Annotated in this window: 14 protein-coding genes; 9 read left to right on the forward strand and 5 right to left on the reverse strand. The window is 42.7% G+C overall.

Features of this window, described 5'->3' with window-relative positions; all coding sequences use genetic code 11:
- Position 1 precedes the first annotated feature (1 nt).
- Complete coding sequence (locus QK890_RS15715; RefSeq protein WP_005775725.1) at positions 2–787, reverse strand: Cof-type HAD-IIB family hydrolase; 786 nt, start codon at positions 785–787, stop codon at positions 2–4.
- 170 nt (positions 788–957) lie between these two features.
- On the opposite strand from QK890_RS15715, the gene QK890_RS15720 reads away from it, so the two are divergent.
- From QK890_RS15720 to QK890_RS15740, 5 genes are all read left to right on the forward strand, one after another.
- Positions 958–2,142, forward strand: coding sequence for a MalY/PatB family protein (locus QK890_RS15720; RefSeq protein WP_032539665.1), 1,185 nt, complete (start codon positions 958–960; stop codon positions 2,140–2,142).
- 31 nt (positions 2,143–2,173) lie between these two features.
- The gene (locus QK890_RS15725) at positions 2,174–3,409 is read left to right on the forward strand and encodes a PLP-dependent transferase (protein ID WP_005810082.1); all 1,236 of its coding nucleotides are present in this window, start codon (positions 2,174–2,176) and stop codon (positions 3,407–3,409) included.
- Positions 3,410–3,434: 25 nt separating this feature from the next.
- Positions 3,435–4,019, forward strand: a complete 585-nt coding sequence (locus QK890_RS15730; RefSeq protein WP_005810078.1) for an RNA polymerase sigma factor — start codon at positions 3,435–3,437, stop codon at positions 4,017–4,019.
- A 109-nt stretch (positions 4,020–4,128) separates the two neighbouring features.
- Positions 4,129–5,235 (forward strand): FecR family protein, encoded by a 1,107-nt coding sequence (locus QK890_RS15735; RefSeq protein WP_032539664.1) that lies wholly within the window; start codon positions 4,129–4,131, stop codon positions 5,233–5,235.
- Positions 5,236–5,427: 192 nt separating this feature from the next.
- Positions 5,428–5,871: an STN domain-containing protein gene (locus QK890_RS15740; RefSeq protein WP_005810074.1), complete on the forward strand. Its 444-nt coding sequence runs from the start codon at positions 5,428–5,430 to the stop codon at positions 5,869–5,871.
- A 22-nt stretch (positions 5,872–5,893) separates the two neighbouring features.
- Here the strand turns inward: QK890_RS15740 and QK890_RS15745 are convergent, their stop codons facing one another.
- Positions 5,894–6,637 carry a Crp/Fnr family transcriptional regulator gene (locus QK890_RS15745; RefSeq protein ID WP_032539663.1) on the reverse strand — a complete coding sequence of 248 codons (744 nt, stop codon included), beginning with the start codon at positions 6,635–6,637 and terminating at the stop codon, positions 5,894–5,896.
- Positions 6,638–6,752: 115 nt separating this feature from the next.
- Here QK890_RS15745 and QK890_RS15750 point away from each other — a divergent pair, with 115 nt between their 5' ends.
- Entirely contained in the window at positions 6,753–7,349 is a 597-nt protein-coding gene (locus QK890_RS15750; RefSeq protein ID WP_005775732.1) for a MarC family protein, read from the forward strand.
- Between the two features lie 42 nt (positions 7,350–7,391).
- Here QK890_RS15750 and QK890_RS15755 read toward each other — a convergent pair whose 3' ends face one another.
- Entirely contained in the window at positions 7,392–8,084 is a 693-nt protein-coding gene (locus tag QK890_RS15755) for a rhomboid family intramembrane serine protease (RefSeq protein ID WP_032539662.1), read from the reverse strand.
- Positions 8,085–8,254: 170 nt separating this feature from the next.
- Between QK890_RS15755 and QK890_RS15760 the strand changes: the two genes are divergently transcribed.
- The 3 genes from QK890_RS15760 to QK890_RS15770 are packed head-to-tail and all read left to right on the forward strand — an operon-like array spanning position 8,255 to position 12,885.
- On the forward strand, positions 8,255–10,195 hold the full coding sequence (locus tag QK890_RS15760; RefSeq protein WP_032539661.1) for a glycogen debranching enzyme N-terminal domain-containing protein: 1,941 nt from the start codon (positions 8,255–8,257) through the stop codon (positions 10,193–10,195).
- Positions 10,196–10,209: 14 nt separating this feature from the next.
- Positions 10,210–11,484, forward strand: coding sequence for a glycosyltransferase family 4 protein (locus tag QK890_RS15765; protein ID WP_367627453.1), 1,275 nt, complete (start codon positions 10,210–10,212; stop codon positions 11,482–11,484).
- 12 nt (positions 11,485–11,496) lie between these two features.
- The gene (locus tag QK890_RS15770) at positions 11,497–12,885 is read left to right on the forward strand and encodes a glycoside hydrolase family 57 protein (protein WP_022012383.1); all 1,389 of its coding nucleotides are present in this window, start codon (positions 11,497–11,499) and stop codon (positions 12,883–12,885) included.
- Positions 12,886–13,103: 218 nt separating this feature from the next.
- On the opposite strand, the gene QK890_RS15775 is transcribed toward QK890_RS15770, so the two are convergent.
- Together QK890_RS15775 and QK890_RS15780 are read right to left on the reverse strand one after the other, a co-directional pair.
- Positions 13,104–14,591, reverse strand: coding sequence for a DUF4270 domain-containing protein (locus tag QK890_RS15775; protein WP_032539659.1), 1,488 nt, complete (start codon positions 14,589–14,591; stop codon positions 13,104–13,106).
- A gap of 22 nt (positions 14,592–14,613) precedes the next feature.
- On the reverse strand, positions 14,614–15,438 hold the full coding sequence (locus QK890_RS15780) for a glycogen/starch synthase (protein ID WP_005775739.1): 825 nt from the start codon (positions 15,436–15,438) through the stop codon (positions 14,614–14,616).
- Between the last annotated feature and the right edge of the window lie 47 nt (positions 15,439–15,485).

Raw genomic sequence — 15,485 nt, forward strand, 5'->3', positions numbered from 1 at the left:
GTCAGATGATACCGAAATGTTTTAATGCTTTTTGTATGCCGTCTTCGTCCACCGATGCAGTCACATAATCGGCTGCCTCTTTGACTTCGTCGTTTGCATTGCCCATGGCCACTCCGATGGCTGCATGGCGCAGCATGCTGATGTCGTTGCCTCCGTCGCCGAATGCCATTGTCTCTTCCAGGCGGATGCCGAAATGGCGGATGATTTCGTCTATCCCTTTTTGCTTACGGATACCTTTTGCCACAACATCTGTGAATGCCGGAAACCAGCGTCCGGACTCACAGTGCGGGAGTAAAGGCAATATGTTTTTTTCGTCTTCGGTGGTGATGAACGGGGTCATCTGGAAAATCTCGGTTTGGGTAGCTTCGGCAGTAGTCTGAACGGGCAGGATGTCTACATGCAGGAACTCGTGGAAAATTTGGTTTACCAGTTCGTTGGGGTTGCAGACGGCTACGGTATGTTCGGCGACAAAGATGCAGGGAAAACCTTTCTCGTCCGAAAGGGCAGCAAGTGTCTTGACATCTTCTGCCGGGATGGAATGTTTGTAAATCACTTCATCTCCTACAAAGCAGTATCCTCCGTTCATGGTGATGTAACCGTCTATCAAACTTTGTTTCTGGAGGGCCGACAGGTTGTTAATAATCGCTTTCGGACGTCCGGTAGCAATGAAAATCTTAATTCCTTTAGCTTTGGCTTCGGTTATGGCCGAGAGGGCAGACGAAGGAATTTCGTGCGTGTTGAAACTAACCAACGTCCCGTCTATATCAAAAAACAGGGCTTTTATCATACGTCTTTTCTTTAATGGAGCACAAATGTACTGAAAAAGCCTGATATAGAGTAACTGAATAGCACAATGATGGTAAATTTTAACTGCTGTCTGCTAAAATAGCTCATTTGGTTTCATTATGAAACAGATGAATTGTACATTTGCAGGCTGAACTTAAAAAGAGAACCCTTATGAAGTATAACTTTGATGAAGTGATAGAACGCCGGGGGACAGACTCGGTGAAGTATGACGCAGTGCTGGAACGTTGGGGAAGAAATGACCTGCTTCCGATGTGGGTGGCCGACATGGATTTCCGTACTCCACCTTTTGTGATAGAAGCTATCCGTCGCCGGTTGGATCATGAAGTGTTGGGATACACTTTTGCCTGCGAAGCCTGGTATACATCCATTATCAATTGGCAGAAAGAACGCCATGGGTGGAATATTACCCGGGAGATGCTGACATTTACTCCGGGAATTGTGCGTGGACTGGCTTTTGCTTTGCAATGTTTCACTGCTCCGGGCGATCGGGTGATGGTGATGCCTCCTGTCTACCATCCGTTTTTTCTGGTAACGGAACATAATCATCGGGAAGTGGTCTATAGCCCGTTGGTCTTGGAAGATGGACAGTATCAGATCGATTTCGAACGTTTCCGTACCGATGTGAAAGGATGCAAAATACTGATCCTTAGTAATCCGCATAATCCGGGAGGACGTGTATGGACCCGGGAAGAGTTGGCTGAGATTGCGGAAATCTGTTATGATAATCAGGTTTTGGTCATTTCGGACGAAATCCATGCCGACCTGACATTGCCCGGATATACGCATCCCACTTTTGCGTTGGTATCGGAGAAAGCCCGTCGGAATTCACTCGTGTTTATGTCGCCCAGTAAAGCTTTCAATATGCCTGGACTTGCCAGTTCGTACTGTATCATAGAGGATGAAGACATTCGTCGTCGTTTCCAGACGTATATGGAGGCCAGTGAGTTCAGTGAAGGACATTTGTTTGCTTATCTTGGAGTGGCCGCTGCTTATAGTAATGGAACGGAGTGGTTGGATCAGGTGTTGGAATACATTCAGGGAAATATTGATTTTACGGACGAGTATCTGAAAGCGAATATCCCTGCAATACGGATGATTCGTCCCCAGGCTTCTTACTTGATTTTCCTGGACTGTCGCGAACTGAGACTGTCGCAGAAAGAATTAGTAAGTTTCTTTGTTGATGATGCACATCTGGCACTGAACGATGGTGCAATGTTTGGTAAAGAGGGAGAAGGATTTATGCGTCTTAACGTGGCTTGTCCGCGAAGTGTGCTGAAGCAGGCACTGGATCAGATAAAGCAGGCATACGGGAAGAAGCATGACACAATAGCATAATTTGTGGAATTTATATAAAAAGACTTTCAGGATGAAAAAAAATAGTTTCGAGACACAAATACTGCATACTCCTTTTGAGAAAGAGGATGCATATCATTCTCTTTCCATGCCGGTATATCATACTGCTGCTTATGAATTTGAAACTGCTGAAGAGATGGAAGCTGCTTTCTGTGGACGGACAGCCGGACATGCTTATTCACGAATTACAAACCCTACGGTGCAGTACTTCGAGCAACGTGTACAGGCTGTGACCGGTGCGCTGAGCGTGACGGCGTTGAATTCCGGAATGGCTGCCATCAGCAATGCTCTGATCACTTTGGCAAGTGCAGGAGCTAATATCGTGACTTCGGCGCATTTATTCGGCAATACCTATTCATTCCTGAAAAGTACGTTAGGAGCTTTTGGAGTAGAAGTACGTTTCTGTGACCTGACATGCCTTGAAGAAGTGGAGAGGCAGATCGATGAAAATACTTGTGCGCTTTTTCTGGAGGTTATTACCAATCCGCAGCTGGAAGTGGCCGATTTGAAAGCCCTTGCCGGTATTGTCCATAGTGCCGGAGTACCATTGCTGGCAGATACAACGGCGGTTCCTTTCCATGTGTTTCGTGCGGCGGATTTCGGAGTCGATATTGAGATTGTGTCCAGTACGAAATATATTTCGGGAGGTGCTACCTGCATTGGAGGACTGATAATTGACTATGGCACCTTTGATTGGGGGCATTCCGGTAAGTTGGCAGCTTTGAGTACAGATACCGGGAAGGAGGCTTTTACCGCCAAACTCCGTAGGGAGATTCATCGTAATCTCGGAGCATACATGACTCCCCAGGTAGCTTATATGCAGACACTCGGGCTTGAAACAATGGAAGTCCGGTTTGCCCGGCAGGCGGAAACATGTTTGAAACTGGCACGGTGTTTGCAAGAACTGCCGGAGGTTGAGTCGGTGAATTATACCGGTTTGGAGACCAATCCGTTTTATGAATTAAGTACCCGGCAGTTTGGTTCTCTTCCGGGCGCGATGTTGACGTTCGACCTTCCATCGCGTGAAATATGTTTTCGTTTCATAAATCGGTTGAGAATCATACGTAGGGCCACGAACTTATTTGATAATAAAACGTTAGCTATCCATCCGGCAAGCACAATCTACGGTTCATTTACCGAGGAGCAGCGCCGGGATATGGACATCAGTCAGAAAACCATTCGCCTTTCGGTGGGGCTGGAACGGACTGATGACCTGCTGGAAGATATCATACAGGCTCTGAAAAGCTAAATTTATCATTTACAAACTTTATACAATGCTGCCAAAAAAAGAAAACCTGGAAGAAAAAGAGAGAACGAAACATACGGTTGATAGTCTGTATAAGGACTATGTCGACGACTTGTTTTCGTATGCTTTAGGATTCGGGTTTGATAAACAGGCAGCGATGGATGCCATTCATGACGTGTTTTGCAGGGTATGTATTCGTGAGAAGGATGTTCAGGAGATACAGAATCCTAAATTTTACTTGTTGCGTGCCCTGCGAAACCAATTGATTGACACCTATAAACTTAAACGGAACTATTCGGAGGTTCTTACCGGTGAGATTACCGATGAACTTCCATACAGAATCAAAATCACCGTGGAGGATGAAATGATCGCGGCGGAAGAACAGGCGGAAGTGTCACAGAAAGTCGATGAAATTCTGAGTGTGCTGACCGAACGCCAACGCGAGATTATTTATTTACGCTATATGCAGGAATGTTCCTATGAGGAAATTGCGGAGATCATGCAAATCAGTGTTCCTGCTTGTCGTAAACTGCTCTATCGGACCTTACTTAAACTGAAGCACAATAATACGTTAGTGCTCTTCTATCTCTTGCTTTCTATTAATGTTGGTTAAATAAGGCACCAATTTAAATTTTATTCGGGAAAAGTGGGTATGAAACCTGTGCCCGTTCGTGTTCTATGCAGACAATAGTGTTATTAAACTCTTTAAGCACCTATTCTGAATGGAAAAAACGAAGCGGGATAGCAGACATATTGATCCTTTGAAAGATGAAGAGAAATTCTTCCAGTGGTTAAAATTCAAGAGCGTTCGGATGAACAGGGAGCGCCTCTCGAAAGATGATCATGAGCGTCTTCGTCAGCGGATCCATGCTTCTCTGCGTATGTTTCGACGAAAACGAACCATCAGGAGGGGCGCTTATTATGGTATATCCGTGTGCATCGTTATTGCATTAGGAATCATTTCTTATTTGAATCGTTATGAGAGGGTGGAACCGGTAGCGCCTGTTGCTGAACAAAAAGCGGAGATTGTATGGCAACCTTTGAAATCAGAAGATATTCGTCTGGTAAGTGGCGACAGTATAACTTCGTTCCGGCAAAATGTACACCTGCTCTTGAGTAAGGATGGATCAGCCATGGTCTACCACCCCAACAGCGGGCAAGAAAAGATCAGGATGGAACAGAATGAGGTCAATGAGTTGGTGGTTCCTTACGGTAAACGGTCGAAGGTGAAGCTGGAGGACGGAACAGAAATCTGGTTGAATTCCGGTTCTGTTCTTAAGTTTCCTACCCATTTCTCGGGAGAGAAAAGGGAAGTGAGCCTGAAAGGCGAAATGTATGCCGAAGTAGCCGCAGATAGCAAGAAGCCTTTCATAGTGCATACGGCACATTTCGATGTGCAGGTATATGGCACCCGATTTAATGTATCGGCTTATGAAGACGAGGCGGTTCCTTCGTGTGTACTTGTGGACGGCATAGTTGGATTTCGGCCGGAGTCCGGTCCTGAGATACGCATGAAAGCAAATGAAAAAGTGCTCTACGATGGGAAGCAATGTGAAAAAAGAAAAGTTAGTGCCTCCAGATATACCTGTTGGAAGGAAGGTTATCTGGAATTGGATGATGCCAATATGGTGGATGTACTGAATCGGATAGGACGATATTATAATCTGTCGTTTAACTTCGGTGACAAGAAGCAACTGACCGGTAAGAGATGTTCGGGAAAGATCTATTTATCCGATAATATTGATAATGTATTGACGACTATATCATTGCTGTATTCTACTGATTACAGGAAAGAAGAGCGGACTATTTTTATATCTGAGAACCCATAAAATGGTAGAGCCTATGGAATGACACTGAACACTATGACACACGCACACACACAACCCCCACAAAAAGGATAGAGTGATATCCTTCCTCTAACTTACACACACGACTACATATCAGAGCCGGGAAGCATGGTTATGCCCTCCGGGAAGGGATGCAATGGCCTGAAATTAGTATTATAACAACTGGAACAAAGCATGAAAAGAGAACGTATAGTAAGAACTGAAAACATTGATAAACAGAGAATAAAATATAGAGTATTGTTTGGCTTTATTTTCATTATGTGCTGTAATGGGGCAGCTTTATCGTCAGAGGATGTTAAGATGCCGGACTGGAAATTTTCTTTTAATCTGAAACGTGTGCCGATCATCCGGGTTTTTGATGAAATCGAGCAAAAGAGTGATTTTGTCTTTGCGTGGGCTTGCGATATAGACACCGAGATTCATAAGGAAATAAGTATTTGTGTTTCGGAAGAACCTATCCAAAGAGTGATGGAGAAGGTTTTAGAAGGATCGGGACTCGTTTTTCAGAGACTCGACAGGCAAATCGTGGTTTACCGTTTGTCGGAGCACAATGCCTGTAGAGCAACTGTTCGCAAGGATAGTGTGAGGATAATGACAAAGGTGGGGCCAAACGACTGATAGAGGGATTAGCACCGGCTCTTTATCGTTTTTCGTTCCACTCTGTCAGGAGTGCTAAGTCGGGTATGCGGATTTCTTTCCGGTGGAGTTCCAGCAGATTTAATTCCTGTAATCCGTTGAGGGCTTTTGATACGTTCAGGCGAGTATCATCCAGTATGCGTGCCAGATCATCCATTTTCACTTTAAACAGTTTTTCACCTGTCATTCTTTCGATATGGGCCAATATGAAACATATTATTTTATCTTCAATGTCCTTGGGAGCTCTATCCCACAAACGAGTGTAAAGGTTCTGTGCACGATTGCTGACAATATTCATATAGTTGAGGCGGAAAATATCGTATTTGAACAGTTCACCCATAACGAATGATTTGCTGATGCTTACCATTTGTGCTTCTTCATTATGAGGAATGTAGGTAGATATATACCGGGTGTTCATTCCAAACATGGAGTAAGGTTCCAATACGGCAGGAGCTTCGAAATACTCTATGACAGTCAGTGTCTCGTCTTCCGATACGGTGACGGAAGAGAGCTTACCTTTTAGCAAAAAAAGTAACTGGTCACATACTTCACCACTTTTTATCAACGGTTCTCCTGCTTTATGACGGGTGAAATGAAGTTTTACTTTTTCTAATATATTTGTGAAATCCTCATGACAAAGTCCCTGAAACAGGGGGAGTTGTAACAAGGTGTCGAACATGGTTTCCATATATCGTAATCTTCTAATTTGAAGGCAAATGTAACGATAATAGGGGTTGACTGAAACCATCTTCCCCTTCTTTTTGTTTTTTTTATTATTTCTTAAAGATGGTAGTGATTACCTAAAACAATCTCTTGCGAGATGCATAAAAATGAAGTATATTTGCGGGAAAAAGGAGGAAGTCATGTTTGCAAACTTTAATTTTCAACAGATGGTCAGTGCGTTTATCGTGCTTTTTGCTGTGATTGATATTATTGGTTCTATTCCTATTATCATCAATCTGAAGGAGAAGGGAAAAGATGTGAATGCCACGAAAGCGACCGTTATTTCGTTTGCATTAATGATTGGCTTTTTTTATGCCGGTGACTTTATGCTGAAACTGTTCCATGTTGATATTGAGTCCTTTGCCGTGGCGGGAGCATTTGTTATCTTCCTGATGTCTTTGGAGATGATTCTGGATGTGGAAATCTTTAAGAACCAGGGACCGATAAAAGAGGCTACGCTTGTACCTTTGGTATTCCCTCTGCTGGCAGGTGCCGGTGCATTTACTACATTGCTTTCTTTGCGGGCCGAATATGCCAGTATCAATATTGTGATCGCTTTGATCCTGAATATGTTGTGGGTGTATTTCGTTGTCAGTATGACAGGACGTGTGGAACGCTTTTTGGGCAAGGGAGGCATCTATATTATTCGTAAATTCTTTGGTATCATTCTGTTGGCTATTTCTGTCAGATTGTTTACCGCCAATATCACATTATTGATTGCTGCATTACAGAAGTAATAGGTATCCCCATTAATCTGTTGTAGAAACCGGGGTGAAAAACTATTCTTTTTCACACTCTGTGTCTTTTTGGTCCGTTTCGTCGCTATTGATTTCGTCGTTATCGGTTTCATTTGCTTCATTGGCAACCTCCTCCTCTTCCTCTTCATTTGCGAATGGTTCAGGCTTTTGTGGACCATGATTCATAAAAGCAAGGGCACAGATGGTACCGGTGACAGCTCCACTCAGATGTCCCTCCCACGAAGTACCCGATGGTGCGAAATAAGGAAGCATATTCCACACCAGTCCACCATAGAGGAAGGTTACTAAAAGAGAGATCGCGATCAAGGGGACATATTTTCGTAAGAGTCCGCTGAAGAAAAGAAAAAAAGCCAAACCGTAAATAATGCCGCTGGCCCCGATATGCCAACCGGGCTTACCGATAAGGAACGTGATGGTTCCGCATCCTATCCAGATGATAAAAAAAATCAGAGGTGCAATGCTCCTGTAAAAGTAAAAAAGACACCATGAAAGGAAGAATAGAGGTAAAGTGTTGGCCAGTAAATGTTTGAAGCCACTGTGTATAAGAGGATGCGCGAAAATACCAAACATCCCTTTTTTTGACAATGGGTATACTCCTAATCTGGTAAAGTCCCAGTCCATGCCCACCTCTAAAACTTTTATTGTATAAAGGATAAAAATTAGGAACATAGGAAGCACCATCGCTATCAGGATTCGTCGAACATCTGACTTCATATTGGCATATTTCTTTAAATTTTATACAATGCTACGAATATTTGCCTTGAAAATAAAAAATAAAGTTCCTTTTTATTTTGTTTTTTACCTTTAATTCGTATTTTTGGGCATCATACTTATATTATATACTATGATAACCGAAATAATTAACCTTTAAATAATGCACAACTATGAGTTATTTACATTTTGACAAGACTCTGATGATAAATCTTGAGGAATCTTTACCAAGGGAGATTCTCCGGACGAATAAATCAGGAGCTTATCATTGTACAACGATTGTAGATTGTAACACACGCAAATATCATGGATTGCTGGTGATTCCCGTACCCAATCTGGACGATGAAAATCATGTGCTGCTGTCTTCTTTGGATGAAACGGTAATTCAACACGGTGCGGAGTTTAACCTGGGATTGCATAAGTATCAAGGAAATCACTTTAGTCCGAATGGACATAAGTATATCCGTGAGTTTGACTGCGAACATATTCCGGCAACAACTTACCGTGTGGGAGGAGTCATACTTCGTAAAGAAAAAATCTTTGTACATCATGAGAATCGGATCCTGATCCGTTACACCTTGGTCGATGCACACTCTGCTACCACTCTTCGCTTCCGCCCGTTCCTCGCTTTCCGTAGTGTACGAGAATATACACACGAGAATTCGCAGGCGAGCCGTGACTATCAATTGGTAGAGAACGGCATTAAAACTTGTATGTATCCCGGATATCCGGAACTGTTCATGCAATTGAATAAGAAGAATGAATTCCACTTTGATCCGAATTGGTATAGAGGAATTGAATATCCGAAAGAACAAGAGAGAGGATATGACTTCAATGAAGACCTTTATGTTCCCGGATATTTTGAAGTTGATATAAAGAAAGGAGAGAGTATTATTTTCTCTGCCGGTATTTCAGAAATTTCTCCACGTCGGCTAAAGCAAACTTTTGATGCGGAAGTGGCCGACCGTACGCCGCGTGATAGCTTCTATCACTGCCTGAAGAATTCTGCCCATCAATTCCATAATAAGCAGGAAGATGACCATTATATTCTGGCCGGATATCCCTGGTTTAAATGCCGTGCCCGCGATATGTTCGTGGCTTTGCCGGGATTGACGCTTGCTGTGGACGAGACAGATGAATTTGAAGATGTGATGGAGACAGCCCGCAAAGCGATTGGTAACTATATTAAAGGTGAACCGATTGGCTGTAAGATATACGAGATGGATGATCCGGATGTATTGTTGTGGGCTGTATGGGCCTTGCAGCAATATGCAAAGGAGACAAGTCGTGAACAATGTCGTGCTAAATATGGTTCTTTGTTAGAAGAAATCATTGATTTTATTCGTCAGCGTAAACATGATAATCTGTTCCTGCACGAAAACGGGTTGCTTTATGCCAATGGTGCAGATAGGGCGATCACATGGATGAATTCCACGGTTAACGGGCGTCCGGTTATTCCACGCACGGGTTATATTGTAGAGATAAATGCTTTGTGGTATAATGCTTTGCGGTTTATAGCCGATTTAGTTCGCGAGGGTGGTAACGGATTGTTGGCCGACTCGCTGGATGCACAGGCTGAAATAACCGGAAAATCGTTTGTGGAAGTATTCCGTAATGAATATGGTTATCTGTTGGATTATGTAGACGGAAATATGATGGACTGGAGCGTACGTCCCAACATGATATTTACGGTTGCCTTCGATTATTCTCCTCTTGACCGGGTACAGAAAAAACAGGTACTCGATACTGTGACGAAGGAATTGCTTACTCCGAAGGGACTTCGAACATTGAGTCCGAAGAGCGGCGGATATAATCCGAATTATGTGGGTCCTCAGATCCAGAGAGACTATGCTTATCATCAAGGTACGGCTTGGCCGTGGTTGATGGGGTTCTACATGGAGGCTTATCTGCGAATCTATAAGATGAGCGGTATCTCGTTTGTAGAACGCCAGTTAATCGGCTTTGAAGACGAGATGACCAGCCATTGCGTTGGTTCACTGCCCGAGTTGTTTGATGGAAACCCGCCTTTCAAAGGTAGAGGAGCGGTATCGTTTGCAATGAATGTGGCAGAGATTTTGCGTATCTTGAAGCTGTTGTCTAAATATAATTTATAGGAGGAGGGACGAAGATGAAAGTTTTAATGTTTGGATGGGAGTTCCCCCCGCATATCTTAGGAGGTTTAGGAACTGCCAGCTATGGTTTGACGAAAGGGATGTCTCAACAAGAGGATATGGAGATTACGTTCTGTATTCCCAAACCTTGGGGGGATGAAGACCAAAGTTTCCTGAGAATAATCGGTATGAATAGTACACCGATTGTGTGGAGGAATGTAGACTGGGATTATGTGAAAGGACGTGTCGGTTCGTACATGGATCCCCAGTTATATTTTGACCTGCGCGATCATATTTATGCTGATTTCAATTATCTGAATGCAAACGATCTGGGATGTATTGAGTTCTCTGGGCGTTATCCGGATAACCTGCACGAAGAAATCAATAACTACTCGATTGTGGCAGGAGTAATAGCACGCCAGCAGGAGTTTGAAATCATCCACTCACATGACTGGTTAACTTATCCGGCAGGAATACATGCAAAACAGGTATCGGGTAAACCATTGGCGATTCATGTACATGCTACCGATTTCGACCGTAGCCGTGGCAATGTGAATCCAACTGTATATGCCATCGAAAAAAATGGTATGGATCACGCCGATCATATCATGTGTGTGAGTGAACTGACTCGTCAGACAGTGATTCATAAATACTTCCAAGACCCGAAGAAAGTGTCGACAGTGCACAATGCAGTCTCTCCTTTATCACAAGAGATACAGGATATCGTACCCAATAAGAATCTGAAAGAAAAGGTTGTCACTTTTCTGGGACGTATCACGATGCAGAAAGGACCGGAATATTTTGTGGAGGCAGCTGCAATGGTGTTGAAGCGTACGCGGAATGTACGTTTTGTGATGGCCGGTAGCGGTGATATGATGGATCAGATGATTCGTCTGGCTGCTGAAAGGGGGATTGCGGACCGTTTCCATTTCCCGGGATTTATGAAAGGAAAACAAGTATACGAGGTACTAAAAGCCAGTGATGTATACATTATGCCTTCGGTATCCGAACCTTTTGGTATCTCTCCGTTAGAGGCCATGCAGTGTAGTGTGCCAAGCATCATTTCCAAACAATCCGGTTGTGCCGAGATTCTGGAAAAGTGTATTAAGACCGATTACTGGGACATACATGCTATGGCGGATGCTATCTATTCTATCTGTACCTATCCGGCTATGTACGAGTATCTCCGTGATGAAGGTAAGAAAGAGGTGGATGAAATTAAGTGGGAGAATGTAGGCTACAAAGTTCGCGGCATCTACGACGAGGTTATAAAAAATTATGGAAAACAATAAAACAATATAGATATGAGAACAATCTGTCTTTATTTTGAGATACATCAAATTATTCATCTGAAACGTTACCGCTTCTTCGACATTGGTGCCGATCATTACTATTATGATGATTATGCCAATGAGACAGGTATAAATGAGGTTGCCGAACGTTCTTATATTCCGGCTCTCAATGCATTGATTGAAATGGTGAAGAATTCCGGGGGGGCCTTTAAAGTAGCTCTTTCTATTTCGGGAGTAGCATTGGAACAACTTGAAATTCATGCACCTGCTGTAATTGACTTGTTACATGTATTAAACGATACAGGCTGCTGCGAATTTTTGGCCGAGCCATATTCCCATGGATTATCATCATTGGCCAATGAAGACTGTTTCCGTGAAGAAGTGATGCGTCAGAGCGACAAGATGAAACAGATGTTTGGTAAAGCACCGAAAGTGTTCCGCAATTCCAGTCTGATCTATTCGGATGAAATAGGAGCTACGGTAGCAAGCATGGGTTTCAAAGGTATGCTGACTGAAGGCGCTAAACACATATTGGGTTGGAAGAGCCCGCATTATGTATACCATTGCAATCAGGCTCCCAGCCTGAAACTGCTGTTGAGAGATTTTAAGTTGTCCGATGATATCAGCCTGCGCTTCTCTAATTCCGATTGGAGCGAGTATCCGTTATTCGCTGATAAATATATTGGTTGGATCGATGCTTTGCCGCAAGAAGAACAAGTTATCAATATCTTTATGGAACTGAAAGCACTGGGGCTGGCTCAGCCGTTATCATCCAATATCTTGGAATTCCTGAAAGCTCTTCCGTATTGTGCAAAAGAAAAAGGAATTACTTTCTCTACCCCATCGGAGATTGTTTCAAAATTGAAATCAGTTTCTCAATTGGACGTACCATATCCGATGTCATGGGTGGATGAAGAAAGAGATACCAGCAGCTGGTTGGGTAATGTCCTGCAGCGTGAAGCTTTCAATAAGTTATATAGTGTGGCCGAGCGTGTACATCTCTGTGATGATCGCCGTATCAAGCAAGATTGGGATTATCTGCAGGCCAGCAACAACTTCCGCTTTATGACTACCAAGAATACCGGTGTAGGGTTGAATCGTGGTATTTATGATTCTCCTTATGATGCGTTTACCAACTATATGAATATTTTGGGTGATTTCATTAAGCGTGTAAATTCTCTCTATCCTGAAGATATTGACAATGAAGAGTTGAATTCATTGTTGACAACGATCAAGAATCAGGGAGAAGAAATTGCCGAGTTGCATAAGGAGGTTGATAAACTGGAAGCAAAGGCAGCAAAAGCTACCAAAGCAAAAGCGGAACCCAAAGCTACTGCTCCTAAAAAGGCAGCAGCAAAGAAACCTGCAACAAAGAAGACAGCTGCAAAGAAAGAAGACTGAATATAGTGCAAGTTTGCTTTAGCGAAAGCTTTTCAAATAGAGAGGGCGGAGGATTTACATTCTCCACCCTCTTTTAGTATAGAAGGGGCATTTGATGATTAGATTTTTGTCTCATCTCAGAATTAATGAAAAGGAAGGGGGCGTATAGAAAACAATCAGGGCGGTGTAAAGGGAAACTATTCACACCGCCCTGATTATATAATGAAAATCTTTTGTTATTATTTACCGTTGAAGTTGGTGTATGTCACTTCTAACTTCAGTTTTGGACCATTCTGGCCACCTTCCAGTTTTACATATCCCGGTTGTAAATCGTGCTGAATACTGATCATGTTCTTGTTGGAAGAACTGTCATACTGTACAAGTACCGGAATGAGTACTACTTTGTTCCAATCCGGGTTTTCGGCTTCCCAAGCAGCTTCATTCCAACTGGCCCCAGCTTTTTTCTTGGCTTCCAGTTTTTCGTTGACACAAGTGTTGATCAGACGAGTCAAATTGGTAAACACATACTGATTGGTTGTAGGTTTACTGTTAATTGTTGCATTGTGTACCGCCAGATAAGAAGTGATATTATCTGTAAGTTTATTCTCCTCAAAGAAACTTTGCCGTTCTTTTTCACGCAATAACAACACATATGTAGGTGCTTGCATGCTGAATTGCCCATTATCTACTTGGTTATAGTTGTTGAAAGTCAACTTCACTGCATTAATGGTGTCGTTGCTTAATTCCTCATAAATCTTGTTGATGGGCAGTGTAGCTTGAGTGAAGATACCTGCCGGAGATTTCAGATAAGTACAATCGGTCTTTTTGGCTATTTCCTCTAACTTAGCGGAGTTCGTAAACTTGTTGGCTTGAATAACCTCTTTTGTTGTAGCGAAAGTACGGGTTGTGTAGTACAGAGAATCAGTACCGTCTTTTTTCTTCAGGTTATTTCCTAAACTGTCTTTTTCATGGCATCTGATTACAACGTTCAGGTTGATTTGATCAACATAAAGAACTGTTCCGTTACCATAATCATTTTTTGCATAAATACCTTTGAACACATTGTTGATAAAAGCTTCCGAACTTTTGAAATATTCAGGATGATCTCTGTTTAATCGATAAATCTTTTTACCTAAATTAGTAATCTCCTCAGAAGTCAGACGGACATTGGGATAAAAATTCTCAGTTTTTCTGATGGAATCACTGAGTGATTGATCGACCGCAGTGTAGGCTTTCCGCGCAAGTAAGTTGTTCGGATTATAATATTCCAATGGGTTTATGTCTGTATAATAATTCTGGGTTAGGTTTTTGTCCAGTTCGTACACAGCCATACGGCACGGGCTTATAGAATCGCCAAAATAGTTTTGATAGTACAATATCAATTCAGCAGTGTGGATAGAGTCTCCTGCCATAACACCTTTGGGATTGGTTTCCGGATCGTAAACCGAGGGAAAGGAAATCCCGTCCGGACTATTCAATTGTGCGAGGAAACTGGCTTCGTAATCTCCGAACTCCTTATCGGTGAATTTACCGACATAACCTACGCTGGTTTTGGCAAAAACAGGACCTGATAAATCGGAATTTGTAGTCAACTCGTAAGTGGTGTATCTTCCATTGATATTTTGGTCGCTTTCCGGAAGCATTCCCAATCCGAGAGTACCTGTATTATCATCACACCCGAAGAAAGTCAAGGCAAGCAGTGCTACCCATACATATTTTGCTTTCATGATCGTCGTATCTTGGTTCTTATTATTTTTGTTCAGCTTCCCACACCTGATCGTAGAAGCTGTTGCAAGCGTCTGCAAGAGCGTCGGGAGCCTGATAGTCAAGAACCAATTTACCCGATTGACGGGCATAGTTCATGACTTCTTCATTTACATGTTCGCTATTCTGTACTACTCCGTCTGAGTAATCAACAGCCAATTTGCAAAGTGTAGCGTAATCTACCGGATCTTTCAAAGTAGCCACATCCTTTTTATTAATGCCTTTCAGCATCAGTTTAGTTGCGAAATCAGGGTTGAACGTACCTTTGAAATCATCCTCGTATACGGAGAATACCACTTTCGCATCACGGAACGAAGGTTCGTCTTTATACGCTTTTTTGATATATAAAGGAGCCAGAGCAGTCATCCAGCCGTGACAGTGAATCACATCCGGACACCAACGTAGTTTCTTTACCGTTTCCAACACTCCTCTTGCATAAAAAATAGCCCGGCTGTCGTTATCATCGTATTCTACTCCGTTTTCGTCTGCTGTTTGTAGCCGGTTCTGGAAGTAATCATCGTTGTCGATAAAATAAACCTGCATACGTGCTGACTGGATGGAAGCTACTTTGATGATAAGAGGATGGTCGGTGTCATCGATAATCAGGTTCATACCGGAGAGTCGTATCACTTCGTGCAATTGATTTCTGCGTTCGTTGATATTTCCCCATTTGGGCATGAATGTTCTGATTTCTCTGCCTTTTTCCTGGATAGCTTGTGGTAGATGTCTGCCTATATTGGCCATCTCGGATTCTGAAACGTAAGGAGTAATCTCTTGTGTAATAAATAAAACCTTGTTAGCCTTTGTCATAATAACAATCGTTCTCGTAAATATTCTGCAAAGATATAAAAAAAAAC

Origin of the sequence: Bacteroides sp. NGMCC 1.200775, from assembly GCF_040798045.1 — a bacterium.
Taxonomy (GTDB): Bacteria; Bacteroidota; Bacteroidia; order Bacteroidales; family Bacteroidaceae; genus Bacteroides; species Bacteroides hominis.